This is a genomic window from Streptomyces sp. YS415, from assembly GCF_023544665.1.
GTDB lineage: Bacteria > Actinomycetota > Actinomycetes > Streptomycetales > Streptomycetaceae > Streptomyces.
In genome coordinates this window covers 213,260-236,389 of record NZ_JAMJFL010000009.1, presented here as the reverse complement: position 1 = coordinate 236,389, position 23,130 = coordinate 213,260, and the positions used below count along the sequence as shown (strand labels likewise).

Below are 23,130 nucleotides of genomic sequence, written 5' to 3'. Positions count from 1 at the left end.
TTGCCTACGCGGTGGTACGGGTTGCCGAGATTCTGCGCGCATACCGCGTGGTATGTCACTAGGGGAGGGTGATCGATCACATCACGTTGCGCTCACCAAAGGATGACGCTAACGCGACAGGGCCAGTCCGGGGTCCTCGCGCAGCTTGCCGAGCGCCCGGGACACCGCCGACTTCACGGTGCCGACGGACACGCCGAGCACCTCGGCCGTCTGGGCCTCGCTGAGGTCCTCGTAGTACCTGAGGACGACCATCGCCCGCTGCCGGGCCGGCAGCTTCATGATCGCCCGCCACATCGCGTCGTGCAGCGCCTGCTGCTCGGCCGGGTCGGAGCCGCTCGGGCAGGGCTCCGGCTCGGGCAGCTCGTCGGTCGCGAACTCGTCGACCTTTCTCTTGCGCCACTGCGAGGTGCGCGTGTTCACCAGCGCCCGGCGCACATAGCCGTCGAGCGCGCGGTGGTCCTCGATGCGCTCCCAGGCGACATACGTCTTGGTCAGCGCGGTCTGGAGCAGATCCTCCGCGTCGCACGGGTTCGCGGTCAGCGACCTGGCGGTACGCAGCAGCACCGGCTGGCGGGCCCGCACGTACGACGAGAACGACGGGTACGGAAGGGTCTGCGCCCTGGGTGCGGCGGCGTTCGAAGCGCGTGTGCAGACGGGAGTGGTCATGGCTCCACGCTAGGAGCGGGCACCAGGTTCGCTCATCGGCCGGAGGTCCCGAAGCAGAGTCCGCCTCAGGTTGTAGGGGTGGGGTCAGCTCCACCTCCTGAGGGTGGACGAGAGGGCGAGGGCTACTCCGGGATGACCCCCAGGGGACCTCCGTACGCCGTCGGCTGTCGCCGTCGTCCACCGCCCGCCGCCGTCATCCGTCCGCCGTCAGCAGCAGGCCCGAGGTCGGCACCCCCGTCCCCGCCGTCACCAGCACCCGGGCCGCCCCGGGGACCTGGTTCACCGAAGTGCCCCGGATCTGGCGTACGCCCTCCGCGATGCCGTTCATCCCATGGAGGTACGCCTCGCCGAGCTGACCGCCGTGGGTGTTGAGCGGCAGCCGGCCCTCCGCCACGAAGTGCGCCGCCTCGCCGCGGGCGCAGAACCCGTACTCCTCCAGTTGCATGAGCACGAACGGGGTGAAGTGGTCGTAGAGGATCCCCACGTCGATGTCGGCGGGGGTGAGTCCCGTCGTGAGCCACAGCCGGCGGGCCACGACCGCCGACTCGGCGAGGCCGGTGAGGTCGCCGGTGTGGAAGCCGGTCATCTGCTCCTGGCCCCGGGAGGCGCCCTGCGCGGCCGCGGCGACCACCACCGGCGGGTGGGGGAGGTCGCGGGCGCGTTCCAGGGAGGTGACGACGACCGCCTGGCCGCCGTCCGTCTCCTGGCAGCAGTCCAGCAGGCGCAACGGCTCGGCGATCCAGCGGGAGGCGGCGTGGTCGGCGAGGGTGATGGGGCGGCCGTGGAACCAGGCGGCCGGGTTGGTGGCCGCGTGCCGGCGGGCCGTGACGGCGACGGGGCCGAAGGCGGCCTCGGGGGTCAGGCCGTAGGTGTGCAGATAGCGCTGGGCCGCCATCGCCACCCAGGACGCCGGGGTGAGCAGGCCGAACGGCAGCGCCCAGCCCAGCGCGGCGCCCTCCGCCGACGGCTCGCGCCGCTGCACGCCGGAGCCGAAGCGGCGGCCCGAGCGCTCGTTGAAGGCGCGGTAGCAGACGACCACCTCGGCCACCCCGGCCGTCACCGCGAGCACGGCCTGCTGGACGGTGGCGCAGGCGGCGCCGCCGCCGTAGTGGACGCGGGAGAAGAAGGACAGCTCGCCCATGCCGGCCGCCTGGGCCACGGTGATCTCCGGGCTGGTGTCCATGGTGAAGGTGACCATCCCGTCCACGTCGCCGGGGGTCAGCCCCGCGTCGTCCAGCGCCGCCCGCACCGCCTCCACGGCCAGCCGCAGCTCACTGCGGCCGGAGTCCTTGGAGAACTCCGTCGCCCCGATCCCGGCGATCGCCGCGCTCACGGGGCGGCTCCGAGCGTGACGGTGGCCGTGCCGGTCACATGGGCGCCGAGGCTGTTCGTCCCGACGACGCGCACGGTGGCCGTGTCGCCGTCGACTTCCTCGACGCGGCCGGTCAGCACCAGGGTGTCGCCGGGGTGGTTGGGGGCGCCGAGGCGGATGGAGAGCGTGCGGAGCACGGCCGTGGGGCCGAAGTGGTCGGTGAGGTAGCGGCCGACCAGGCCGTTGGTGGTGAGGATGTTCATGAAGATGTCCGGGGAGCCCTTCCGCCGGGCGAGTTCCGGGTCGTGGTGGACGTCCTGGTAGTCGCGCGACGCGATGGCTCCGGCGACGATCAGGGTGCGGGTGACGGGGACGGTCAGCGGCGGCAGTTCCGCACCGGCCCTCATGCGGCCACCCGCCATACCGGAAGGGTCAGCTCCTCGTCGTGGGCCCGGAACTCGACCCGGACCGGCAGCCCGATCCGCACCTTGTCGTACGGCACCCCGGCCACGTTCCCGAGCATCCGCACCCCCTCCGGCAGCTCGATCAGGGCGACGGCGTAGGGCGGGGCGAAGGCCGGGAAGGGCGGGTGGTGCATGACGACGTACGAGTACACCGTCCCCTCGCCGCTCGCCTCCACGGTGTCCCAGTCGAGGCTGCCGCAGGCGTTGCAGCCGGGGAGCCAGGGGTGACGGGGGGTGGCGCAGGCGGTGCAGCGCTGGAGGAGGAGCCGGTGCTGCCGGACGCCCTCCCAGAAGCCGGCGTTGTCGCGGTTGACGACCGGGCGGGGGCGCGGGGGCTTCTCGGCCTGTCGGGCGGGGGCGTACTTGAGGATGCGGAAGCGGTGGGTGCCGACCAGGTCGGGGCCGACCCGGATGTCGGTGCGGGTGGTGACGAAGTGGCCGGTGCCGAGCCTGGTGGTCTTGCGGTCCGAGACGGTCTCGATCACGGTGTCGAAGGTGATCTCGTCGCCGGGGCGCAGGGGGCGCAGGTACTCCTGCTCGCAGTCGGTGGCGACGACGGAGGTGCAGCCCGTCGCGTCGAGCAGGCCGAGCAGGTCGTCGTAGGCCGCCGAACGGCCCGTGTGACCGAGGAGGCCGCCCATCGTCCACGCCTGGAGCATGGTGGGCGGGGCGATGGCGTCGGGGCCCGAGTAGGCCGGGTTCGTGTCGCCGAGGGCCTCGCACCAGTGGCGGATCATGGGCAGGTTGACGGGGTCCTTGCCGGTGGCCCGGGTGGCGGCGGGCCGGCCCTCGAAGGCCTTGAGCCGCTCGGTCAGGTCTGCTTCGGTGCGCACGACTCCCTCCCCTCTCACGTTTCTGACTGTCCGTCAGATCTGATGGGGAGTCAAGACCGCGCATGCCGGGCACAAACGCCTGCGCGGCGGTGCCGTAGCACCGCCGCGCGGACGTGTCACACCCCATGCACACCACTCGGGAGACCGGGACCGGCGGCGTGAACGCCGGCCCTCAGCTCACCACCACAGCGGGGTGAAGTTGACGGCCACGTTGTCGTTCCCCTGGTTGATGGCCGTGAACGCGGAACCGTCGACCTGGGCGGTGTTGCTCTGGTTCGAGGCACCGGAGCCGATCGCCTGCTGCTGGGTGGTGGACGAGTTGCCGTTGTTGGCCCCGCCCACACCACTGCCGAGGATGCCCTGCCAGGCATTGGTGACGGCCGCGCTCGATCCGTCGTCCGCGATGGCGCCGTTGTCCGCCGAGGCGACACCGGCGAAGAGCGCGGCGGCGAGCGGCAGGGCGGAGACGGCGGCGATGACGCGGACGGTACGGATGCTTGCCATGTTGTTCCTCCAGAACGTGAAGTACGTGAAGCACGTGAACCACGGCTCCTGCCAAGGCAGTTGGCCCACCGGCTTGGCGTTGTGCACGACGTCGCGAATCCAGAATTGCCCACCGAATCCCCGGCGAACCACCCCTAACGCCGCGATTCGCCCTCAAGCGTGATGACAAGTCGATAAACCCCTTTGCCCACCCGGACCGCCCAGGTCAGGGCAGTAGGGACAGCCCGCCCCAAGCGCCGCAAGAGGGGAAGCGTTCCGGCACATTTCCGCCGTCATCCGGCCTTCCGGGCGCGTCGGGGGCCGGACCCTCTTCCCTTTTTCGAACACGCGTACGAACATGGGTCCATGGCCACCACCGACCGGCAGGCCACGACGCTGGCCCTCGCCCACGCCCTGTCAGCCGCGGAGCGCGGACTGGCCGTCATCCCCCTGTCCCGGACGAAACTCCCGGCCCTGCGCTCCCCCCATCGCGACGACCCCCTGGCCGCGCCCTGCCACGGCGAATGCGGCCGCTTCGGGCACGGTGTCTACGACGCCTCGACGGACCCCGCGCGGATCCGCGCACTCTTCGCCGCCGCACCCTGGGCGACCGGCTACGGCATCGCGTGCGGCCTCCCGCCCCACCATCTGATCGGCATCGACCTCGACACCAAGTCGGGCACGGACTCCTCCGCCGCGCTGCGGGAACTGGCCCTGCGCCACCTGTTCACCATCCCCGACACCGTGGTCGTCCTGACCCCGAGCGGCGGGCGCCATCTCTGGCTCAGCGGCCCCGCGGACGTGGTCGTCCCCAACTCGGCCGGCCGGCTGGCCCCCGGCATCGACATCCGCGGCGCCGGCGGCTACCTCGTCGGCCCCGGCTCGCGCACCGAGCACGGCGTCTACGGCACGGCGCCGGGCACCACCCACCTGGCCCCCGCGGCCTGCCCGCCCTCGCTCCTGCGCCTGCTGCTCCCACCGCCCCGCGCGCCGCAGAACCCGGTGCCGGTGTCGGCGGGCGACCACGGCCGGGGCCTGGTGCAGTTCGTCCTCGCCGCGCACGAGGGGCAACGCAACACCCGCCTGTTCTGGGCGGCCTGCCGCGCCTACGAGGACGGCATCGGCCCCGCCCTGGTCGCCCCCCTGGTCGAAGCGGCCCTCGACACGGGCCTGACCGAACGGGAGGCCCGGGCGACGATCGCCTCGGCGGCCCGGATGACGGGACACGGGGCGTGAGGGCGGTGCACGCACGAGGGGGGCCGCCGGTGTCCGGCGGCCCCCCTCGGTGGCGGAGGCGGTGGGATTTGAACCCACGGTGACATCGCTGCCACGACGGTTTTCAAGACCGTTCCCTTAGGCCGCTCGGGCACGCCTCCCCGCGCCGGTGTTGATCCGGCGCGGGACAAGAGTAACGGGTGGGCCCGGCGGCGGGGGTGTCAGCTGTCGCCGACCCGGGAGCCCAGGGTCAGTTCGACCGTACGGGTCTTGCCGTCGCGTTCGTAGGTGATCTCGACCTTGTCACCGGGCTGGTGGGTCCAGATCTCGCCGATCAGGGTGGGGCCGGAGTCGATCACGCGGTCGTCGAGCTTGGTGATGACGTCCCCGGGCTTGAGGCCCGCGTCGGCCGCGGGGCCGCCCGGCTCCACCGCGTCCGAGCCGCTCGCGCCCTGCTCGGTGATCTTCGCGCCGCCCGTGCCCTCCTCCAGCGAGACGGAGGCGCCGATCTTGGCGTACACCGGCTTGCCGGTCTTGATCAGCTGCTGGGCGACGACCTTCGCCTGGTTGATCGGGATGGCGAAGCCCAGGCCGATGGAGCCGGACTGGCTGGTGCCGCCCAGGCCACTGCCCGCCGACTGGATCGCCGAGTTGATGCCGATCACATTGCCCTGGGCGTCCAGCAGCGGGCCGCCGGAGTTGCCCGGGTTGATCGACGCGTCCGTCTGCAGGGCGCTCATGTAGGAGGCGTTGCTGCCGGTGCCGTCGCTGGAGGCCACCGGGCGGTTCTTGGCGCTGATGATGCCCGTCGTCACCGTGTTGGACAGGCCGAAGGGCGCGCCGATCGCGATGGTCGAGTCACCCACCGCCACCTTGTCGGAGTTGCCGAGGGTGAGCGGCTTCAGTCCCGAGGGGGCGTTCTTGAGCTTGATGACCGCTACGTCGTAGCCCTGGGCGTTGCCCACGACCTCCGCGTCGTACTTCTTGCCGTCCGGGAAGGTCGCCGTCAGCTTGCCGCCGTCGACGGCCTCGGCCACCACGTGGTTGTTGGTGACGATGTGGCCCTCGGTGTCGAAGACGAACCCGGTGCCGGTGCCGCCCTCGCCGCTGCTGCTCGCCGCCTCGATGGTGACGGTGCTGGGCAGCGCCTTCTGGGCCACGCCCGCGATGGTGCCCGCGTCGCGCTTGACGTCGCCGCCGGTGTCGGAGGCCGCGACGGTCGTCGAGGAGTTCGTGTCGTCCTTGGCCAGGGTGTAGCCGAGCCCGCCGCCGAGACCGCCGGCGACCAGCGCGGCGATCAGGACCGCGGCCATCAGGCCACCGCGCCGGCCGGACTTCGGCGCGGGCGCCGGCTGCTGGTACGCCGCGCCCCAGACCGTGCCCGATCCCGCGCCGCCGCCGGAGGCGGGGTCCGGGCCGGGGTGGGCGTGGGCGTAGGCGGGGGCCGCCGGGGCGGGGGGCGGCCAGGACGCGTCCGGTGCCGACGGGCCCTGCGGCGCCGCCGGGATGCCCTGTGCCTGTGTCGGCTCCGGTCCCGCGGCGCCCGCGGGCGGCGCGCTGTGCGGCACCGGCGGGAGCGGGGTGGTCGGGGCGCCGGTGTCGGGAGCCGGGTGGCCCTGCGGCTCCGGAGCAGCGGGAGCGTCCACCGGCACGGGGGGTGCGGACGGGGCCGGGGGTACCGCGGCGCCCTCGTTCTCGGTGCTCACAGCTTTTCTCCTCGATCCACGGCTGTCGTTGTCGGTCGCACTCGGTTACGCCCGTTCACGTGTGTCGACGGCCCGGTGCGCTTCAGCTGTGCAGGTCTTTTTGTATGCCGTCAGCTTTTCCCACGGGCCGTCAGAGCACCATAAGCGGTGCCTGTGGGTCCGCGACCATTCTTTATATAGGTCATGTACGACGAAAAGGACACATCCCAGCTTCTCCGTCGACACGCCTACCCCCTCTCGGTGGCACCATGACGCGGTGACCCACGCACGCCGGCCCACGCCCCAAGTCGTCGCCCACCGCGGAGCGTCCGAGGACGCGCCCGAACACACCCTCGCCGCGTACCGGAAGGCCATCGAGGACGGGGCGGACGCCCTGGAGTGCGATGTCCGCCTCACCGCGGACGGCCACCTCGTCTGCGTCCACGACCGCCGCGTCAACCGCACCTCCAACGGCCGCGGCGCGGTCTCCGCCCTGGAGCTCGCCGACCTCGCCGCGCTGGACTTCGGCTCCTGGAAGAGAGGCGAGACCTGGCGCAACCGGGACGAGGAGCCGGACTGGGAGGTCCGCCCGGAGGACCCGCAGGACACCTCCGTCCTCACCCTGGAGCGCCTGCTGGAACTGGTCGCCGACGCCGGGCGCCCGGTGGAACTGGCCATCGAGACCAAGCACCCCACCCGCTGGGCGGGCCAGGTCGAGGAGCGGCTGCTGCACCTGCTGAAGCGGTTCGGCCTGGACTCCCCGGCCTCCGCCGACGACTCCACGGTCCGGGTGATGAGCTTCTCGGCCCGCTCGCTGCACCGTGTGCGCGCCTCCTCGCCGACGCTGCCGACGGTCTATCTGATGCAGTTCGTCTCGCCCCGGCTGCGCGACGGACGGCTGCCGGCGGGGGTACGGATCGCGGGCCCGTCGATCCGGATCGTGCGCAATCACCCCACGTACGTCGAGCGCCTCAAGCGCGCCGGTCACCAGGTGCACGTCTGGACCGTGAACGAGCCGGCCGATGTCGATCTCTGCGCGGAGCTCGGCGTGGACGCCATCATCACCAACCGCCCGCGCGCCGTGCGGCAGCAGCTCGGCAGCCGCTGAGCTGCGGCAACCCATCTGCCCCGGTACGACCTCTTGACCCGGTGGTCCCACCGGCCCCATCCTCCACTCTCGGCCACACCGTCGATTTCCAGCCAGGCAGTTACAGGGAGTGCTCCGGCGCGTTCGGTCCGTATTCGATCGTTTCGAATGCGTCACCGGACCTGCATTGGCCGGTTTCCGGTACAGGCCAATGGGGCATCCACACCGTGGCGTGGGGCGAAGGAGGTCTCGGGGGTGGCGTTGGTGGTGGCACAGGAGGTGCCCACGTCGTCGAGCATGGCCGTACCCCATGGCCCTGCGGGCGTGGGCAAAGCGCGACACCGGATGCGCGATCAGCTGCGCATGGGCGGTGTCGCGGAATCGGTCATCGACGATGCCGTACTGATTCTTTCCGAACTCTTGAGCAATGCGTGCAAACACGGTCGGCCACTGGGCGACGCCCTGGCCGGGGACGGTGACGTCCGGGCCGCATGGCGGGTGGACGCGTCCGGCCGGCTCACGGTCGAGGTCACGGACGGCGGCGGGCCCACCCGCCCGGCTCCGGCCACGCCCTCGGTCACCGCGCACGGCGGCCGCGGGCTGAACATCATCACCGCGCTGGCCGACGACTGGGGCGTACGCGACGACGCCCGGGGTGAGGTCACGGTGTGGGTGGTCGTCCACGACGACGTCCACGACCGCGCCGCCGGACACCGCCGTGACGACTTCGCCATGCGCGTCGCCGCTCCGTCGGTCGCCGCGATGCCCGAACTCGACTTCGCGGACGCGTTCGAGGACCTGGACTGACCCTCCGGTCACCGAGCGGACCACGAGGCGGACCCGGGACGCGTTGTCCACAGGGTCGCGTCGGCCATGGCGTGAACAGCTAGGCTCCCGCCGTACCAGACGAGCCGTTTCCGGGAGACACCCTCATGGCCAAGAAGCGACCCCAGACGAAGGCCGCGCGCCCGCAGCTCAAGGACGGGGAGATCCCGGTCGTCGGCGCCCGCGAGCCCTGCCCCTGCGGCAGCGGCCGCCGCTACAAGGCCTGTCACGGCAAGGCCGCCGCCGAGGCCGTGACCGAGCTGGTGCAGCGCCCCTTCGAGGGCCTGCCCGGCGAGTGCGACTGGGTGGCCCTGCGCGAACTGGTGCCCGCCGCCACCGTCGCGCTGCCCCTCAAGGACGGCCTGCCCGAGGGCGTTCCGGCCGTCACGCTGGCGACCGTGCTGCCGATGGCCTGGCCCGCGCTGCGCCGTGACGACGGCTCGGTCCTGCTGGGCCTGCAGAACGACACGGCGTCCGGCGACATCAGCCGCGATCTCGCCGACACCCTCCGGCGCGCCCTCGAGGCCAAGCCCGGCACCCCGGTGCAGGCGCGGCGTGCCCCGGCCGACGGTCCGCGGCTGCAGGACCTGCTCGACCCCGAAGGCGCGTTCGAGCCAGTTGTGCACGCGGGCTTCGAGTTCTGGGTCCCGGACGCGGAGAACGCCACGCCGGAGGTGGCCGCCTCCCTGGAGCGGGCCAACGCCGCCGCCATCCCGACCGTGCGGCTGACCGGCGTGGACGCCGCCTACTGGTGCGAGACGCCGGACAAGAACCACCTGCGCTGGGTCATGCCGTACCCCGAGGAGCAACTTCTGGACGCGTTGGCGCGACTGCACGCGGCCGGCGGGTCGAGCCTGGGCGAGGGCACCCGGCTCGTGGGCTCCTTCCGCGCTCACGGCCTCACCGTCCCGGTCTGGGACCTGCCGAGCGGGGTCGGCGCCCAGGACGTGGAGAAGCCGGCCGCCGAGTTCGCCGAGCGCCTCACCACCGCGCTGGCCACGGACGCCCCGCTCACCGCCGACGAGCGCCGCGCGCGGGGCGGCCTGACCAATCGCCAGGTCACGCTCAGCTGACGCACCGCGGGAAGGGCCTTCGCGGCTGACCGACCGGTCAGCCGCAGGGGGTCGCCGCCACAGGTGACTCCGATCACAACTCCCGCTCACCGCAGGGGAATCGGTGACCGGAAAGGCCGGATCGAATTTGCGAACCGCCGATCTCTTGTTACCGTTCCAGTAGCCCGGTTGCTGGTGCATCCCCCGTCGCCAGCAACCGGGTCTTTTCATGTGCGCGGCCGTTCACAGAAAGCCGCCGCCCGTCAACTGCCGGTAGGCGGGGCCGAGTTGCTCCCGGACCGCAGCAGCAGCGGGCCCTCGTCTGCGGCGGCCGCGAACTCCGCGACCGCCGTGTAGTCGGCCGGTTCCCCCCGGGTGTCCTCGCGGGGCGTCTCACAGCTGCCGGGCTCGTCCTCGGCGCCCACCGCGCACCGCATCTGCACGCTGCGCCCGCCCGGCCCCATCAGGCTCAGCACCGCGTCCAGCGGCGTACCGGTGGTGTTGCGGTAGTAGGTGCGCGCCCATGTCCGCTCGCCCTGGGTGAGCACACAGGTCTGCGCCTCGATGCCTTCGGGCGAGGTGAGTTCGGGTCCGCAGCGCGCGGCGGTCGCCAGGCCGAGACCGAGCCCCGGGGGTGACGGGGAGGGCGCTTTCGCGTCGGGGGAAGCGGACGGCCGCAGGGCGGAGTTCCCCTCGCCCACCTGCCCGGCGGATGCCACGGCGAGCGGCAGCGCCACCGCGCACACCGCGACCCCCGCGAGGGCGAGCAGACGAAGGTTCATGGACGGAAGATAACGAGGGAAAGCGGGCGCCCCGTCCGGCGCGCGCCCGACACCCCTACAACTCGGGTGCGCTCACACCCGTACGAGTGAGCGCCTCCACGACGGCGTCCACCACGACCTCCACGTCCGGCAGCCACGGGGCCGCCGGGCCGGGCTTCGGCGCGCGCTCCCAGCGGACGGCACCCTCGCCGGTCTCGGAGGGCGGCAGGGCGAGATAGCCGCCCGTGCCGTGGAACCGCAAGGAACCCGGAACGTAGTCCTTGGCGTACAGCAGTTCGCCCAACCGCTCCAGGGAGTACGGGTTGACGAGCAGCGCCCAGCGGGTGGGCGAGGCGATCACGGGGCCGAGCCGCATCCCCGTGCGGTCCAGCGCGCCGAGGGCCTGGGCGGCCGGCAGGGCCGGCAGGCTGACGGCGCAGGGCGCCTTGCCGCCGGTGGCCAGCACGATCGGTGCCGCCGGGCGGTTGCTCCACCACCAGCGCACCATGCGCTCGTCGGTGGTGGCCGCGAGGAGGCCGGGGTCGAAGGGATGCGCACCGGGCACCGTGCACTCCGGATCGGGGCAGCCGCACCGGGACCGTCCCTGCGGATCCGCCGTCACACCCGGGAGTACGGGCCACTGCCATCGAGTCGCGAAGGTCAGGGCCGCGCTGAGCAACTCAGGCCTCCCGCCGTTGCGCTGGGACAGGAGCCTGCGTCGCCTTCCGAGGAACTCTCGCATGAGCGCTCGTTCCTTTCCGTTGCACCGCTGGCAACACCGTGGTCCACATCACACCATGTGTCGATCACTTCACTGTGCGTACCTGTTGGCGCATCACACCCCTGCTTCGAGCAGAGGGAACCCCTATGGGCCGAACGGCGGCTGCGTCCGCGGCAGCCTCACCCATATTGCGTGGATCAAAAGCACGGGCCTGGCGTGGGGTGGCGAAGTCTGGCGTTTTGCCGTTGCGCGTACTTCTCTTCGCCTCCGCCACGGGAGGATGGGGCACGGTCGTCGGTGGCTAAGACGCCCGGGTCCGCCGCCAGGTTCCGGGTGACTGTCAACCACCCCTGGCCTTCTCCGAGTACGTACCCAACACGACCGCTGTGACGCTCCGTGGAACAAGCCCAGTCGACCGCAATAGGGCGTTCCCTGAGGCAGTTTTAAGCCAACTTTGCCTTTACGCAAGGGGGTGGGGAGAAGTGGGCCGGTTACCCACGGACACCAGGAATCCCGGCAGGACAATGCTGGACATCCCCTCACGAGTGCGTGTACATGTGGAGACACTGCTAGCGGCGCAGAATGACATGGGGGTTTGCGATGCTTCTGAGCAAAACGCACCGGTCGGAAAGCCGGACGCCATGAACGCCCCTCACCCTCCGAAAGTGGCCGGAATCGATTCCACGGTTCCCTCGCCCGCACACACTGTCGCGCCCGCGCCCGCGGCCTCTGGAACCCCGGCAGCCACCCCCGTCCCACCGCCCACCCCGCCGGGCGCCCCCGGACTGCTGCTCCAGGACCGGCTCGCCGGCTGGGTCTCCGACCTCACCACGCTGCACGAACTCACCGAACGCCTGGCCCGCACGGACTCGCTGTCCGACGCCCTCCAGGAACTGCTGCGCGCCGGTTCCGCCCTCGTCGGCGCCCGGCGCGCACTCGTCGTGCTGGAACCGGCCGACGGGCGGGGCCCGGACAGCACCGTCGGGCTCGGACTGGCCCGCGCCGACCTCGGCCACATCGAGACCGTGCCGCGCGGCTCGATGCCGTACGGCAGGATCCTCGACGGACTGCCCGGCGCGGACGGCGAGATCGCGCAGCCCGACCTGCTTGCCGAGTCCGGACTCGACCCGCGCCACCGCGAGGTGGCCGCGCGGCTCGGCTACGCCGCGAGCTACGCCCTCCCCCTGCGCACCGACGCCGCCGGCCGGCTCGGCGCCGCCGTGTGGCTGTACGACGAACCCGCCGAGCCGTCCGAGCGCCAGCGGCACCTGATCGGCCTGTACACCCGGTACGCCGCCGAGCATCTCGCCCGGCTGCTGGAGGTCGAGCGCACGCGCGCGTGCCTGGCGACGATGTCCGAGGAGCTCCTGCCCTCCCGGCTGCACCGGGTGCCCGGCGTCCAGCTCGCCGCCCGGCACCGCACCGGGCCGCTCGGCGGCGGCGACTGGTACGACGCGCTGCCCCTGCCGGACGCGGCCCTCGGCCTCGCGGTCGGCTCGGTCACCGGAGCGGGGCCGAGCGCGGTCGCCGCGATGGGCCGGCTGCGGGCGTCCTTGCGGGCGTACGCCGTGATGGAGGGCGAGGACCCGGTGGCGGTCCTGTCCGACCTGGAGCTGCTGCTGCGGCTGACCGAGCCCGCCCGCTCGGCGACCGCCCTGTTCGCCTACTGCGAGCCCGCCCTGCGCAAGATCACCCTCGCCGGGGCCGGGCACTGCCCGCCGCTGCTGATCGGGGAGCGCCGCACCGAGTTCGTGGAGACCACCGTCTCCGCCCCGCTCGGCATGCTGGCCTGCTGGGAGGCGCCCAGCGTGGAGTTCCGGGCGGAGCCCGGGGAGACGGTTCTCCTCTACACCGACGGGCTGCTGCACCGTACCGGCGACGCCACGGACCGGGCCTTCGCACGGCTGCACTCGGCGGCGGCGAGCGTCCCCCGGGCGGTCCGGCACGACCCGGACGCCATTGTCGACCACGTCCTGCGGACCGTGCTGCCCGACGGTCTCGACGCGGCGGACGGCGCGGAGGACGTCGTCCTGCTCGCCGCCCGCTTCGCATGAGCGCGGTAACAGGTCCTTCGGCCCTGGGCCGCCTTCCGTACGACCGTACGATGGAGGGGGTCCAGTGCCGTATCAAGGAGGATGACCGTGTCGGAGGAGCTCACCCCGACCGAGCCCATTGCTGCTACCGCAGCGGGCCCGGAAGAGTCTGAAGAGCCGATCAAGCAGCGCAAGAACGGCCTGTACCCGGGCGTGTCCGACGAGCTGGCCGAGAACATGAAGTCCGGCTGGGCCGACACGGAGCTGCGCGACCTGGAGCCGATCCCCCAGGCCGCCGAGACCGCCGCCCGCCGGGCCGCGCTGTCGGCGCGCTTCCCGGGCGAGCGCCTGGTGATCCCCGCGGGCAACCTGAAGACCCGCTCGAACGACACCGAGTACCCCTTCCGGGCCTCGGTCGAGTACACCTGGCTCACCGGCAACCAGACCGAGGACGGCGTCCTGGTCATGGAGCCCGTCGCCGACGGTCACCGGGCGACGATCTACCTGCTGCCCCGCTCCGACCGGGAGAACGGCGAGTTCTGGCTCTCCGGCCAGGGCGAGCTGTGGGTCGGCCGCCGGCACTCCCTCACCGAGGCCGGGCAGCTGTACGGCATCCCCGCCTCCGACGTGCGCGAGCTGGCCGGGGCGCTGCGCGAGGCCACCGGTCCGGTGCGGGTCGTGCGCGGTTACGACGCCGGCATCGAGGCCGCGCTGACCGACAAGGTCACCGCCGAGCGGGACGAGGAGCTGCGGGTCTACCTCTCCGAGGCGCGGCTGGTGAAGGACGCGTTCGAGATCGGCGAGCTGCAGAAGGCCGTCGACTCGACGGTGCGCGGCTTCGAGGACGTGGTGAGGGTCCTCGACAAGGCGCAGGCCACATCCGAGCGGTACATCGAGGGCACCTTCTTCCTGCGCGCCCGGGTCGAGGGCAACGACGTCGGTTACGGCTCCATCTGCGCGGCCGGCCCGCACGCCTGCACGCTGCACTGGGTGCGCAACGACGGGCCCGTGCGCCCCGGGGACCTGCTGCTGCTCGACGCGGGCGTGGAGACGCACACGTACTACACCGCGGACGTCACCCGGACGCTGCCCATCGACGGCCGGTACACGGAGATCCAGAAGAAGATCTACGACGCCGTGTACGAGGCGCAGGAGGCCGGGATCGCGGCCGTGCGGCCCGGTGCGAAGTACCGGGACTTCCACGACGCCTCGCAGCGGGTGCTCGCCGCGAAGCTCGTGGAGTGGGGCCTGGTCGAGGGGCCCGTGGAGCGGGTGCTGGAGCTGGGGCTGCAGCGGCGCTGGACGCTGCACGGCACGGGGCACATGCTCGGTCTCGACGTCCACGACTGCGCTGCCGCGCGGCAGGAGACGTACGTGGACGGGGTGCTCGAGCCGGGGATGTGCCTGACGGTCGAGCCGGGGCTGTACTTCCAGGCCGACGACCTGACCGTGCCGGAGGAGTACCGCGGCATCGGCGTGCGGATCGAGGACGACATCCTGGTGACTGAGGACGGGAACCGGAACCTGTCGGCGGCGCTTCCTCGGCGCTCGGACGAGGTCGAGGCGTGGATGGCCGCGCTGAAGAAGTAGGAGACTGACGTCGATTCGATGGCCGGGCACCAGTGGGGTGTCCGGCCATCGCTGCGGGCTGCGGGTGCGGGGGCTGTTCGCGCGGTTCCCGTGCCCCTAGGGGGGTTTGTGTGGACCTGCATGTGGAGCTTCTCGCATCCGACGGGCGGCGGGCCGGGCTCGAGCGGGCCCTTCGGGATGCCGTTCGGGAGGGCCGGCTGACTCCGGGGACGCGGTTGCCCGCCACCCGGAAGCTCGCCGACGAGCTGGGGGTTTCCCGGAACACCGTCAAGGGGGCCTACGACCAGCTCGTCGCCGAGGGGTACTTCACCGCTCGGCAGGGGTCGGGGACGCAGGTGGCCTCCATGGCCGCCGAGGCCGCCGCGCCCGCGGAGGCCGCCGCACGCGCGCGTGAGCCGCTGTTCGACCTGCGGCCCGGGAGCCCCGACGTGGGGGCGTTCCCTGCCGCGGCCTGGCTGCGGGCGCTGCGCCGGGCCATCGCCACCGCGCCCTCGCTGGCCTACGACTACGGCGATCCCCGGGGCCGGATCGAGCTGCGGACCGCGCTCTCCGGGTACCTCGGCCGGGCCCGGGGAGTGAGCGCGCCGCCGGAGCGGATCGTCATCACCTCCGGGTACGTCCAGGGCCTCGCGCTCCTCACGCGCGTGCTGGACGGCGGCGAGATCGCCATGGAGGACCCGGGGCTGCCGTTCCACCGGGACGTCGTACGCCGCAACGGCGGCGCCGTGGTGCCGGTGCCGGTCGACGAGCGGGGCGTCCGGGTGGACGGCCTCGGGGAGCCCGCGGCGGTCGTCGTGACGCCGGCCCACCAGTATCCGACCGGGGTCACGCTCCATCCCGAGCGGCGGCGGGCGCTCACCGACTGGGCACGCGCGCGGGACGGACTGATCGTCGAGGACGACTACGACGGGGAGTTCCGCTACGACCGCCAGCCCGTCGGGGCGCTGCAGGGGATGGCGCCGGGACACGTCGTGTATCTCGGGACCGCCTCCAAGACGCTCGGGCCGGCGCTGCGGCTCGGCTGGATGGTGCTGCCGCCCCATCTCGTCGACGAGGTCGCCGACGCCAAGCTGCACAGCGACCACCACACCGAGTCGCTCGGCCAGTTGGCGCTCGCCGAGCTGATCGGCAGCCATGCCTACGACCGTCATGTGCGCGCGTGCCGGCTGCGGTACCGCAGACGGCGGGACCAGTTGGTGGACCGGCTCGGGTCCCGGCGCGGGGTGCGCGGGATCGCCGCCGGGCTGCACGCGCTGGTCGAGGTCGCCGACGAGGCCGAGGCGCTGGCCCGGGCCGAGGCCCACGGGCTCGCGGTGGGGTCGCTCGGGGAGCACTGGCACGCGCGGGAGGGCGAGGGGCGGCCGCAGGGACTGGTCGTGGGGTACGGGACGCCTCGGGAGCGGGCTTACCCGGACGCCTTGGAGGCGCTGGGGAAGGTGCTCGACGCGGGGTGAATTGGGCCACGATCCGAGGGCCTTGGTGGTGCTGTTGAGGGATCCAGTCGGGGCCTAATGTCACCGGCATGACGAACACGCTCGTCCCGCCCGCGGGTCCGCAACGCGTCCTGGCGCTGGCCCAGTTGGCCAACTCGGTCGGGGACGGCGCCTTCTATGTCACCTCGGCGCTCTACTTCACCCACGTGGTGGGGCTCGAACCCGCGCGCGTGGGGCTCGGGCTGACCGTCGCCTGGGCCGTCGGATCGCTGGCGGGGGTGCCGCTCGGGCGGCTCGCGGACCGGCGGGGGGCGCGCGGGACGGCGGTGCTGCTGGCGGTGGCGACCGGGGTGGCGGTCGCCTCCTTCCTGGTCGTACGGGGGTTCTGGCCCTTCGTGGCCGCCGCCGTGGGCTACGCCACCGCCCAGTCCGGGCTGGCCGCGGCACGGCAGGCGCTGCTGGCGGGGCTGGTGTCCGCCGGGGAGCGGACGGGACTGCTGGCGCACCTCCAGTCGACGCTGAACGCCGGGCTGGCCGTGGGGGCGGGGCTGGGCGGGCTGGCACTGCACCTGGGGACGCGGGGCGCCTATCTCGGGGTGTTCGCGCTGGACGCGGTGGCCTTCGTGGTGTGTGCCGCGGTGTTGCTGCGGCTGCCCTCGGTCGCGCCGGTCGCCCCGCTGCGGGGGCCGGGGCTCGCGGTGCTGCGGGACCGGCCGTACGTGGTGCTCACCGCGCTCAACTCCGTGCTGCTGCTGCGGATGCCGCTGCTCAGCCTCGGGCTGCCGCTGTGGATCGCGGAGCGGACCGAGGCGCCGGCCTGGCTGGTGTCCGCGCTGTTCGTGCTCAACACCGGGGCGGTGATGGCCTTCCAGGTGCGGATGGCGCGCGGGGTGAGCGGGATCGCGTCGGCCGTGCGGGCGGTACGGCGGTCGGGGTGGGTGATGCTGGCGGCGTGCGCGGTGTTCGCGCTGTCGGCGGGGGCGCCGGTGCGGGTCGCGGTGGGGGCGCTGATGGTGGGGGCGGTGCTGCAGGTCGTCGCGGAGATGGGGCAGTCGGCGGGGTCGTGGCAGCTGTCCTTCGACCTCGCGCCGGCGGACCGGATCGGGGAGTACCAGGGACTCTTCGGCACGGGGGTCACGGTGGCGCGTACGGCCGGCCCTCTGGTGCTGACCGCGCTGCTGGTGCAGTGGGGTCCGCCCGGGTGGCTGCTGCTGGGCGGGCTCACCCTGGCGGCGTCCTGGGCGATGGGGCCGACTGCCCGGTGGGCGGCGGCCTCCCGTACGGGGGTGGTGCGGGCGGCTTGAGGCGCGGCCGCCGGGACGGCGCACGGCGCGGTTGCCGCCCACCTCGCCCTGCCGGCCGCGTACCCGCGCAAACGGTGGGCGCCGGTCGTCTCATCCGCGACCGCCGCGGCGCGGTCCACGAGAGCGGCGCGGCGCCGGGTTGCGCCGCACTACACCGCGAGCAGGGGCGCGGCGTCCTTCCGCCACTTGAGGATCTTGTCGAAGCTCACCACGGCGCCGCTCTGCCCGGGCTTGTTGCCGATGTGGACATGGTCCGCGAGCTCCCGGATCAGATACAGACCCCGGCCGTTCTCGGACTCCATGGCCTCCCGGGACTCGAGCGCCTCGACGGCGTCGAGCGCCACCGGACGCGCACCCCGGCCCGTACCGCCGAAGCCGGGCCCGGAGTCGGCGACCTCGATCCGGCAGGTCTCGCCGTCGATGTAGGCGGTGACGCGATAGGCCTCCGAGCCGCTGTCGGGGGCGGTGTCCCCGCCGTGCTCCACGGCGTTCGCGCAGGCCTCGCTGAGCGCGATGGAGAGGTCGTACGACACGTCCGGGTCCACGCCCGCACTCTCCATGGTGCCGAGCAGCAGCCTCCGCGCGAGCGGCACGCTCGCAGCTTCCCGCCGCAAATGGAGTGACCACCAGATGCTCATGCTCCAGCCTCCCGGCCGCGGCTCGACATACCGTTACGTATTGCCGCGCACGGCGACCCGTAAGCGCATCGTTGACGTGATACCGCCCATATGGGCGATGCGTCTGGAGCCGCCGCCGGTGTATGTGGGGGCGGTTCGGGCCAGACGGGGACCTTCCGCTCTTAGGTCATCTTGCGGACCTGCCGCATGAGGTCCGTAGGACCAGTGCGATGATTGGGCCGCCATGAGTGCCCCCCACCAGCGCACGGCGCGCCCCGGACGCGACGTCCGGATCCTGCGGGCCGCGGTGTTCGCCGCGGTCTGTGTCGTGCTGGCCGCGGGCGGACACGCACTCGGCTCCCACGCCTCGATCCCCCTGTGGGCGCTGGGCGCGGGATTCCTCGCGGTCCTCGCGGTCGCCGTGCCGCTCGCCGGACGCGAGCGCTCGCTGCCCGGCATAGCGGCGCTGCTGGCGCTCGGGCAGACCGCGCTGCACTCGCTGTTCGGACTCGCCCAGCACGGGACCACCGCCACCACGACCGCCACCGCCTCCGACGCCTCGCTCGTCGCCGAGGCCGCCCGGCTGGTCTGCGGGAGCACGGCGGCGGCCATCACCCCCGCCCAGGCACACCGGCTCCTCACCGAGGCACGGCTCCGGCCGGCCTCCGCCCACCCGGACCACGGGGCGGGGACCGTCACCGACTCCGCGTCGCTGCTGCCGTCCCTGCCGATGCTGCTGGCCCATCTGCTGGCGGCCCTCGTGGCCGGCTGGCTGCTGCGCCACGGCGACCTGGCCCTGCGGCGCCTGGTCGACCTCTCGGCGCACTCCTTCGCCGAGGGGGCGGCCGTACGAGCCCTGCGCGCGGCCCTCGCCCTGGTCCGCGCCCTGCGTGCCGGGCTGCCGGACCTGCCCGGCACGGACGCGCGCCCGCCGCGCGCCCCGGAGCTCGCACCGCCCCCGCTGCGCACCACCGCGCTCCAGCACACGGTGATCCGGCGCGGCCCGCCCGCCGCCGCCTCCGCACTCGTGCTCGCCGCCTGACGCGACGCGCCCTCCGCTGGGAGATCCACCTCGGATTCCGGTCGGGGCCGCCGTCGTGCGGCCCGCGCATGCCGCCTCATGCCGCATGCGCCCCTCTTCACCACCGGAAACAACCGAATCTCACTCACTGTGGAGTGCTCCCGAATGAAGGCCTCTTCCCGCCTCGCCGCCGCCGGCGTCCTCGCCGGCACCGCCGTGCTCGCCCTGTCCGCCCCCGCCCTCGCGCACGTGAGCGTGCAGCCCGAGGGCGAGGCCGCCAAGGGCGGTTACGCCGTCGTCGACTTCCGGGTCCCGAACGAGAGCGACACCGCGTCCACCGTGAAGCTGGAGGTCAGCTTCCCGATGGACACCCCGCTCGCCTCCGCGATGCCGGAGCCCGTCCCGGGCTGGACCGCGGACGTCACCAAGACCAAGCTGGACAAGCCGCTCGAGCTGCACGGCCAGAAGATCGACGAGGCGATCAGCAAGATCACGTGGACCGCGACCGGCAAGGGCGTCCGGCCCGGCTTCTTCCAGAAGTTCCCGGTCGCCATGGGCGCGCTGCCCGAGGACGCCGACCAGTTGGTCTTCAAGGCCGTCCAGACGTACTCCGACGACGAGGTCGTGCGCTGGATCGAGGTCCAGCAGGAGGGCCAGGAGGAGCCGGAGAAGCCCGCTCCCGTCCTCACCCTGTCCGATGCCGAGGAGGGCCACGGGCACGGCTCCGAGGCGAGCGAGGAGGCGAGCGGAGAGCCGTCCGACGACGCCTCCCAGGCCGCCGCGACCACCAACGCCGACGCCGCCGACTCCGACAGCAGCGACACCACCGCCCGGGTCCTCGGCGTCGTGGGCATCGTCGTCGGCGCCATCGGCGTGGCCTACGGCGTGCTCGCCGGCCGTCGGCGTACCACCACCTGAGTCCGTCCTCTCGGAGCGCGCCGGTGCCCTCGCGGCCCGGCGCGCGCCCGAACCCTTCCTCCCCGGGACATTTCGCCATGCGCACCAAGAAGTTCGCGGCGGCCGCGCTGCTCGCCGCCGCCACCCTGACCCTCTCCGCCTGCGGCAGCGGTGAGGACGACGCCTCGCCCGTCACCGTGGTCTCCGAGGAGCCCGGCTCCGCGAAGGCCGCCACCGTCCTCGACAAGCCGTTCGAGAAGCCGGACCTGGTCCTCACCGACACCCACGGCAGGACGTACGACTTCCGCGAGGAGACCGCGGGCAAGCCGACGCTGATCTACTTCGGCTACACCAACTGCCCCGACGTCTGCCCGCTGACGATGAACAACATCGCCGTCGCCAAGAAGCAGCTCCCCAAGGCCCAGCAGGACGAGCTGCGGATCGTGTTCGTCACCACCGACCCGGAACGCGACACCGCCTCCGCGCTCGGCACGTGGCTCAAGGGCATCGACCCCCAGGTGGTCGGCCTGACCGGCGACTTCGACACCATCCAGGCCGGCGCCCGCACCCTCGGCATCAGCATCGAGCCGCCGCACAAGGAGAAGGGCAAGACGGTCTCCACGCACGGCACCCAGGTCATCGCCTTCTCCCCGAAGACCGACGGCGGCTATGTCCTCTACGGCGAGGACGCCACCGTCGACGACTACACCGCGGACCTCCCCGAGCTGATCAAGGGGGAGAAGCCGTGAGGCGTCCCGGCGCCCGGGCCGCCGTCCTCACCGCGAGTCTGGCGCTGGCGCTGGCGGGCTGCGGTTCCTCCGACTCCTCCGACGGGGAATCCGGACCCGAACTCTCGGTCAGCGGCGCCTACATGCCCCAACCGGTCTCCGACTCCATGGCGGCGGGCTTCCTGACGATCCGCAACGACGGCGGCACCCAGGACGAACTGACCTCCGTCACCAGCGACATCGCGGGCGCCGTCACCGTCCACGAGACCGTCGACTCCGCGATGCGGGAGATCAGGAACCTCGCCGTGCCCGCCGACGGCGAAGTGGTGTTCAAAAGCGGCGCGAACCACCTGATGTTCGAGAAGCTGAAGCGCAAGCCGCAGCAGGGCGACACGGTGTCCGTGGTGCTGCACTTCGCCGAATCCGGCCCCGTCACGGTCGAGATGCCGGTGAAGCCGGCCACGTACACCCCCGCGACCGGACACTGAGGGAGGGACCCCCTTGACCCCGACCATCGCCCCACGCGTCCGGACCCTGGTGCTGCTGCTCCTGGCCACCGCCGGACTGCTCCTCGCCGGTGCCGGACCGGTCTCCGCGCATGCCGTGCTGACCGGCAGCGATCCCCAGCAGGGGGCGGTGGTCGAACAGGCGCCGGACCGGGTGTCGCTGACCTTCTCCGAAGAGGTCGCGCTCTCCGACGACTCGATGCGCGTCCTCGCCCCCGACGGCAAGCGCGTCGACGCCGGGGAGCCGGCGGCCACCGGCGGCTCGACGTACGCCGTGGAGCTCGACGGCGGCCTGGCGGACGGCACCTACACCGTCTCCTACCAGGTCGTCTCGGCCGACAGCCACCCGGTCGCGGGCGCCTTCACCTTCTCCGTCGGGGCCCCCTCGGCGACCTCCGTGTCCGTCTCCGGCGAGACCGCGGGCGGCGGGGCGGTCGGCTTCCTGTACGGCCTCGGGCGCTATCTCTCCTACGCGGGCTTCGTCGTCATGGTCGGCGGCGGCGCCTTCGTGCTCGCCTGCTGGCAGCGCGGGTCGGGGGTGCGGGCCGTGCAGCGGCTCGTCGTCTCCGGCTGGCTCACCCTCACCGCGGCCACCCTGACGCTGCTGCTCATGCGCGGCTCCTACACCGGCTCCGGCAAGGTCGGCGACATCTTCGACCTGAACCTCCTCGGCGACGTCCTGCAGACCAAGACGGGCGCGGCCCTGGTCTCCCGGCTCCTGCTGCTCGCGGCGGCAGCCCTGTTCATCGCGGTGCTCTTCGGGGCCTACGACAAGCGCGAGGACGAGGAGAAGCGGGACCTGACCTTCGGGCTCGCGGTCGGCGGGGCCGTCGTGGCCTCCGGGCTCGCGGCGAGCTGGGCGATGTCCGAGCACGCCTCCACCGGCCTCCAGCCGGGCATCGCGATGCCGGTCGACGTGGTCCACCTGCTCGCCGTCGCCGCCTGGCTCGGCGGCCTCACCGCCCTGCTCACCGCCCTGTACCGGTCGCCCGAGACCCCGGTGGACGGCACGGCCGTACGACGGTTCTCGGCGCTGGCGTTCGGCAGTGTGGTCGCGCTCGTGGTGACCGGCGTCTACCAGTCCTGGCGGCAGCTCGGCTCCTGGTCGGCGTTCACCGAGACCCGCTACGGACAGCTGCTGCTCGTCAAGATCGGGCTGGTGGCGCTGCTCGTCGGCGTCGCCTGGATCTCGCGGCGCTGGACGGCCCGGCTGGCGGGGGCGGTGAGCGCCCAGGCCACCCCGAGCAAGGAGAAGGCGGCCGTCAGGACGTCCCCGAGCAAGGAGAAGGCGGCCGTCAAGGCGTCCGCCGGGGGCGATCCCGAGCGGGCCGCTCAGCTCGCCCGGCAGCGGGCCGCCATGGACACGGCCCGGCAGAAGCGGCTGCGGGACGCCGACCCCGACCGCTTCGGGCTGCGCCGCTCGGTGCTCGCCGAAGCCGGGATCGCCCTCGTGCTGCTGGCGGTCACCACCGCGCTGACGTCGACCGAACCGGGCCGTACGGAACAGGACGCCGCCCGGGCCACCGCCGCCTCCTCGCCCTCCGTCGGCGCCTCCGGGGCGCTGACCCTGGACATGGCCTTCGACACCGGCGGCGAGGACGGCAAGGGCGTCGTCCGGATCGAACTGGACCCCGCGCGCGTGGGCGCCAACGAGATGCACGTCTACGCCACCCGGCCCAACGGGCGGGCCTTCGACCTCCCCGAGGTGAAGGTCGCCTTCACCCTCGAGTCCCAGGACATCGGGCCGCTGCCCGTGGTCCCGGACCACATCACCACCGGACACTGGTCGGCGAGCGGAGTGCAGCTCCCCATGGCCGGCGACTGGAAGGTCGCCGTGACCGTACGGACCTCCGACATCGACCAGACGACCGTCTCCAAGAACGCGCAGATCGGCTGA

Annotated in this window: 22 protein-coding genes and 1 tRNA gene; 13 read left to right on the top strand and 10 right to left on the bottom strand. The window is 72.8% G+C overall.

Features of this window, described 5'->3' with window-relative positions; translation table 11 throughout:
• Positions 1-108: 108 nt before the first annotated feature.
• From M8H82_RS14405 to M8H82_RS14385, 5 genes are all read right to left on the bottom strand, one after another.
• Positions 109-666 (bottom strand): SigE family RNA polymerase sigma factor, encoded by a 558-nt coding sequence (locus M8H82_RS14405; protein WP_250073797.1) that lies wholly within the window; start codon positions 664-666, stop codon positions 109-111.
• A gap of 193 nt (positions 667-859) precedes the next feature.
• The gene (locus tag M8H82_RS14400) at positions 860-1,999 is read right to left on the bottom strand and encodes a lipid-transfer protein (RefSeq protein WP_250073795.1); all 1,140 of its coding nucleotides are present in this window, start codon (positions 1,997-1,999) and stop codon (positions 860-862) included.
• Positions 1,996-2,385: a MaoC family dehydratase gene (locus M8H82_RS14395; protein WP_250073793.1), complete on the bottom strand. Its 390-nt coding sequence runs from the start codon at positions 2,383-2,385 to the stop codon at positions 1,996-1,998. Before M8H82_RS14395 ends, M8H82_RS14400 begins: the two co-directional genes overlap by 4 nt.
• Entirely contained in the window at positions 2,382-3,275 is an 894-nt protein-coding gene (locus tag M8H82_RS14390) for an OB-fold domain-containing protein (RefSeq protein ID WP_250073790.1), read from the bottom strand. The genes M8H82_RS14395 and M8H82_RS14390 overlap by 4 nt, the downstream gene beginning before the upstream one ends.
• A gap of 177 nt (positions 3,276-3,452) precedes the next feature.
• Entirely contained in the window at positions 3,453-3,779 is a 327-nt protein-coding gene (locus M8H82_RS14385) for a hypothetical protein (RefSeq protein WP_250073788.1), read from the bottom strand.
• A gap of 345 nt (positions 3,780-4,124) precedes the next feature.
• On the opposite strand from M8H82_RS14385, the gene M8H82_RS14380 reads away from it, so the two are divergent.
• Positions 4,125-4,994: a bifunctional DNA primase/polymerase gene (locus M8H82_RS14380; RefSeq protein ID WP_250073787.1), complete on the top strand. Its 870-nt coding sequence runs from the start codon at positions 4,125-4,127 to the stop codon at positions 4,992-4,994.
• Positions 4,995-5,044: 50 nt separating this feature from the next.
• Here M8H82_RS14380 and M8H82_RS14375 read toward each other — a convergent pair.
• Both M8H82_RS14375 and M8H82_RS14370 read right to left on the bottom strand, forming a co-directional pair.
• Positions 5,045-5,134: transfer RNA gene (locus M8H82_RS14375), tRNA-Ser, on the bottom strand.
• A 60-nt stretch (positions 5,135-5,194) separates the two neighbouring features.
• Complete coding sequence (locus tag M8H82_RS14370; RefSeq protein ID WP_250073785.1) at positions 5,195-6,679, bottom strand: S1C family serine protease; 1,485 nt, start codon at positions 6,677-6,679, stop codon at positions 5,195-5,197.
• 256 nt (positions 6,680-6,935) lie between these two features.
• On the opposite strand from M8H82_RS14370, the gene M8H82_RS14365 reads away from it, so the two are divergent.
• The 3 genes from M8H82_RS14365 (at position 6,936) to M8H82_RS14355 (ending at position 9,643) form a co-directional block, all read left to right on the top strand.
• On the top strand, positions 6,936-7,766 hold the full coding sequence (locus M8H82_RS14365; RefSeq protein WP_250073783.1) for a glycerophosphodiester phosphodiesterase: 831 nt from the start codon (positions 6,936-6,938) through the stop codon (positions 7,764-7,766).
• A gap of 147 nt (positions 7,767-7,913) precedes the next feature.
• Positions 7,914-8,552 carry an ATP-binding protein gene (locus tag M8H82_RS14360; RefSeq protein ID WP_250073781.1) on the top strand — a complete coding sequence of 213 codons (639 nt, stop codon included), beginning with the start codon at positions 7,914-7,916 and terminating at the stop codon, positions 8,550-8,552.
• Positions 8,553-8,677: 125 nt separating this feature from the next.
• On the top strand, positions 8,678-9,643 hold the full coding sequence (locus M8H82_RS14355) for a DUF5926 family protein (protein ID WP_250073779.1): 966 nt from the start codon (positions 8,678-8,680) through the stop codon (positions 9,641-9,643).
• Between the two features lie 242 nt (positions 9,644-9,885).
• Here M8H82_RS14355 and M8H82_RS14350 read toward each other — a convergent pair whose 3' ends face one another.
• Positions 9,886-10,404, bottom strand: coding sequence for a hypothetical protein (locus M8H82_RS14350; RefSeq protein ID WP_250073777.1), 519 nt, complete (start codon positions 10,402-10,404; stop codon positions 9,886-9,888).
• A gap of 55 nt (positions 10,405-10,459) precedes the next feature.
• Entirely contained in the window at positions 10,460-11,125 is a 666-nt protein-coding gene (locus M8H82_RS14345) for a bifunctional DNA primase/polymerase (protein ID WP_250073776.1), read from the bottom strand.
• Between the two features lie 503 nt (positions 11,126-11,628).
• Here M8H82_RS14345 and M8H82_RS14340 point away from each other — a divergent pair.
• The 4 genes from M8H82_RS14340 to M8H82_RS14325 all read left to right on the top strand — a co-directional run bounded on the left by M8H82_RS14340 (position 11,629) and on the right by M8H82_RS14325 (position 17,464).
• Entirely contained in the window at positions 11,629-13,158 is a 1,530-nt protein-coding gene (locus M8H82_RS14340) for a PP2C family protein-serine/threonine phosphatase (RefSeq protein ID WP_250073774.1), read from the top strand.
• Between the two features lie 87 nt (positions 13,159-13,245).
• Positions 13,246-14,727, top strand: coding sequence for an aminopeptidase P family protein (locus M8H82_RS14335; RefSeq protein ID WP_250073772.1), 1,482 nt, complete (start codon positions 13,246-13,248; stop codon positions 14,725-14,727).
• A gap of 110 nt (positions 14,728-14,837) precedes the next feature.
• Entirely contained in the window at positions 14,838-16,181 is a 1,344-nt protein-coding gene (locus tag M8H82_RS14330; RefSeq protein ID WP_250073769.1) for a PLP-dependent aminotransferase family protein, read from the top strand.
• Between the two features lie 68 nt (positions 16,182-16,249).
• Entirely contained in the window at positions 16,250-17,464 is a 1,215-nt protein-coding gene (locus tag M8H82_RS14325) for an MFS transporter (protein ID WP_250073767.1), read from the top strand.
• A gap of 149 nt (positions 17,465-17,613) precedes the next feature.
• On the opposite strand, the gene M8H82_RS14320 is transcribed toward M8H82_RS14325, so the two are convergent.
• On the bottom strand, positions 17,614-18,102 hold the full coding sequence (locus M8H82_RS14320; RefSeq protein ID WP_250073765.1) for an ATP-binding protein: 489 nt from the start codon (positions 18,100-18,102) through the stop codon (positions 17,614-17,616).
• 223 nt (positions 18,103-18,325) lie between these two features.
• Between M8H82_RS14320 and M8H82_RS14315 the strand changes: the two genes are divergently transcribed.
• The 5 genes from M8H82_RS14315 to M8H82_RS14295 all read left to right on the top strand — a co-directional run bounded on the left by M8H82_RS14315 (position 18,326) and on the right by M8H82_RS14295 (position 23,130).
• Positions 18,326-19,123, top strand: coding sequence for a hypothetical protein (locus M8H82_RS14315; protein ID WP_250073762.1), 798 nt, complete (start codon positions 18,326-18,328; stop codon positions 19,121-19,123).
• A 144-nt stretch (positions 19,124-19,267) separates the two neighbouring features.
• Positions 19,268-20,020, top strand: a complete 753-nt coding sequence (locus M8H82_RS14310; RefSeq protein ID WP_250073760.1) for a YcnI family protein — start codon at positions 19,268-19,270, stop codon at positions 20,018-20,020.
• A 77-nt stretch (positions 20,021-20,097) separates the two neighbouring features.
• Complete coding sequence (locus M8H82_RS14305) at positions 20,098-20,748, top strand: SCO family protein (RefSeq protein WP_250073758.1); 651 nt, start codon at positions 20,098-20,100, stop codon at positions 20,746-20,748.
• Positions 20,745-21,215 carry a copper chaperone PCu(A)C gene (locus M8H82_RS14300; protein WP_250073755.1) on the top strand — a complete coding sequence of 157 codons (471 nt, stop codon included), beginning with the start codon at positions 20,745-20,747 and terminating at the stop codon, positions 21,213-21,215. The genes M8H82_RS14305 and M8H82_RS14300 overlap by 4 nt, the downstream gene beginning before the upstream one ends.
• A gap of 13 nt (positions 21,216-21,228) precedes the next feature.
• Complete coding sequence (locus M8H82_RS14295; RefSeq protein ID WP_250073753.1) at positions 21,229-23,130, top strand: copper resistance CopC/CopD family protein; 1,902 nt, start codon at positions 21,229-21,231, stop codon at positions 23,128-23,130.

What these genes read in the sequence shown, in the direction of transcription:
- M8H82_RS14405 (WP_250073797.1), bottom strand. Translation starts at nt 666, where the DNA reads ATGACCACTCCCGTCTGCACACGCGCTTCGAACGCCGCCGCACCCAGG.
- M8H82_RS14395 (WP_250073793.1), bottom strand. Translation starts at nt 2,385, where the DNA reads ATGAGGGCCGGTGCGGAACTGCCGCCGCTGACCGTCCCCGTCACCCGC.
- M8H82_RS14385 (WP_250073788.1), bottom strand. Translation starts at nt 3,779, where the DNA reads ATGGCAAGCATCCGTACCGTCCGCGTCATCGCCGCCGTCTCCGCCCTG.
- M8H82_RS14380 (WP_250073787.1), top strand. Translation starts at nt 4,125, where the DNA reads ATGGCCACCACCGACCGGCAGGCCACGACGCTGGCCCTCGCCCACGCC.
- M8H82_RS14360 (WP_250073781.1), top strand. Translation starts at nt 7,914, where the DNA reads ATGCGTCACCGGACCTGCATTGGCCGGTTTCCGGTACAGGCCAATGGG.
- M8H82_RS14355 (WP_250073779.1), top strand. Translation starts at nt 8,678, where the DNA reads ATGGCCAAGAAGCGACCCCAGACGAAGGCCGCGCGCCCGCAGCTCAAG.
- M8H82_RS14350 (WP_250073777.1), bottom strand. Translation starts at nt 10,404, where the DNA reads ATGAACCTTCGTCTGCTCGCCCTCGCGGGGGTCGCGGTGTGCGCGGTG.
- M8H82_RS14345 (WP_250073776.1), bottom strand. Translation starts at nt 11,125, where the DNA reads ATGCGAGAGTTCCTCGGAAGGCGACGCAGGCTCCTGTCCCAGCGCAAC.
- M8H82_RS14340 (WP_250073774.1), top strand. Translation starts at nt 11,629, where the DNA reads ATGCTGGACATCCCCTCACGAGTGCGTGTACATGTGGAGACACTGCTA.
- M8H82_RS14325 (WP_250073767.1), top strand. Translation starts at nt 16,250, where the DNA reads ATGACGAACACGCTCGTCCCGCCCGCGGGTCCGCAACGCGTCCTGGCG.
- M8H82_RS14320 (WP_250073765.1), bottom strand. Translation starts at nt 18,102, where the DNA reads ATGAGCATCTGGTGGTCACTCCATTTGCGGCGGGAAGCTGCGAGCGTG.
- M8H82_RS14315 (WP_250073762.1), top strand. Translation starts at nt 18,326, where the DNA reads ATGAGTGCCCCCCACCAGCGCACGGCGCGCCCCGGACGCGACGTCCGG.
- M8H82_RS14310 (WP_250073760.1), top strand. Translation starts at nt 19,268, where the DNA reads ATGAAGGCCTCTTCCCGCCTCGCCGCCGCCGGCGTCCTCGCCGGCACC.
- M8H82_RS14305 (WP_250073758.1), top strand. Translation starts at nt 20,098, where the DNA reads ATGCGCACCAAGAAGTTCGCGGCGGCCGCGCTGCTCGCCGCCGCCACC.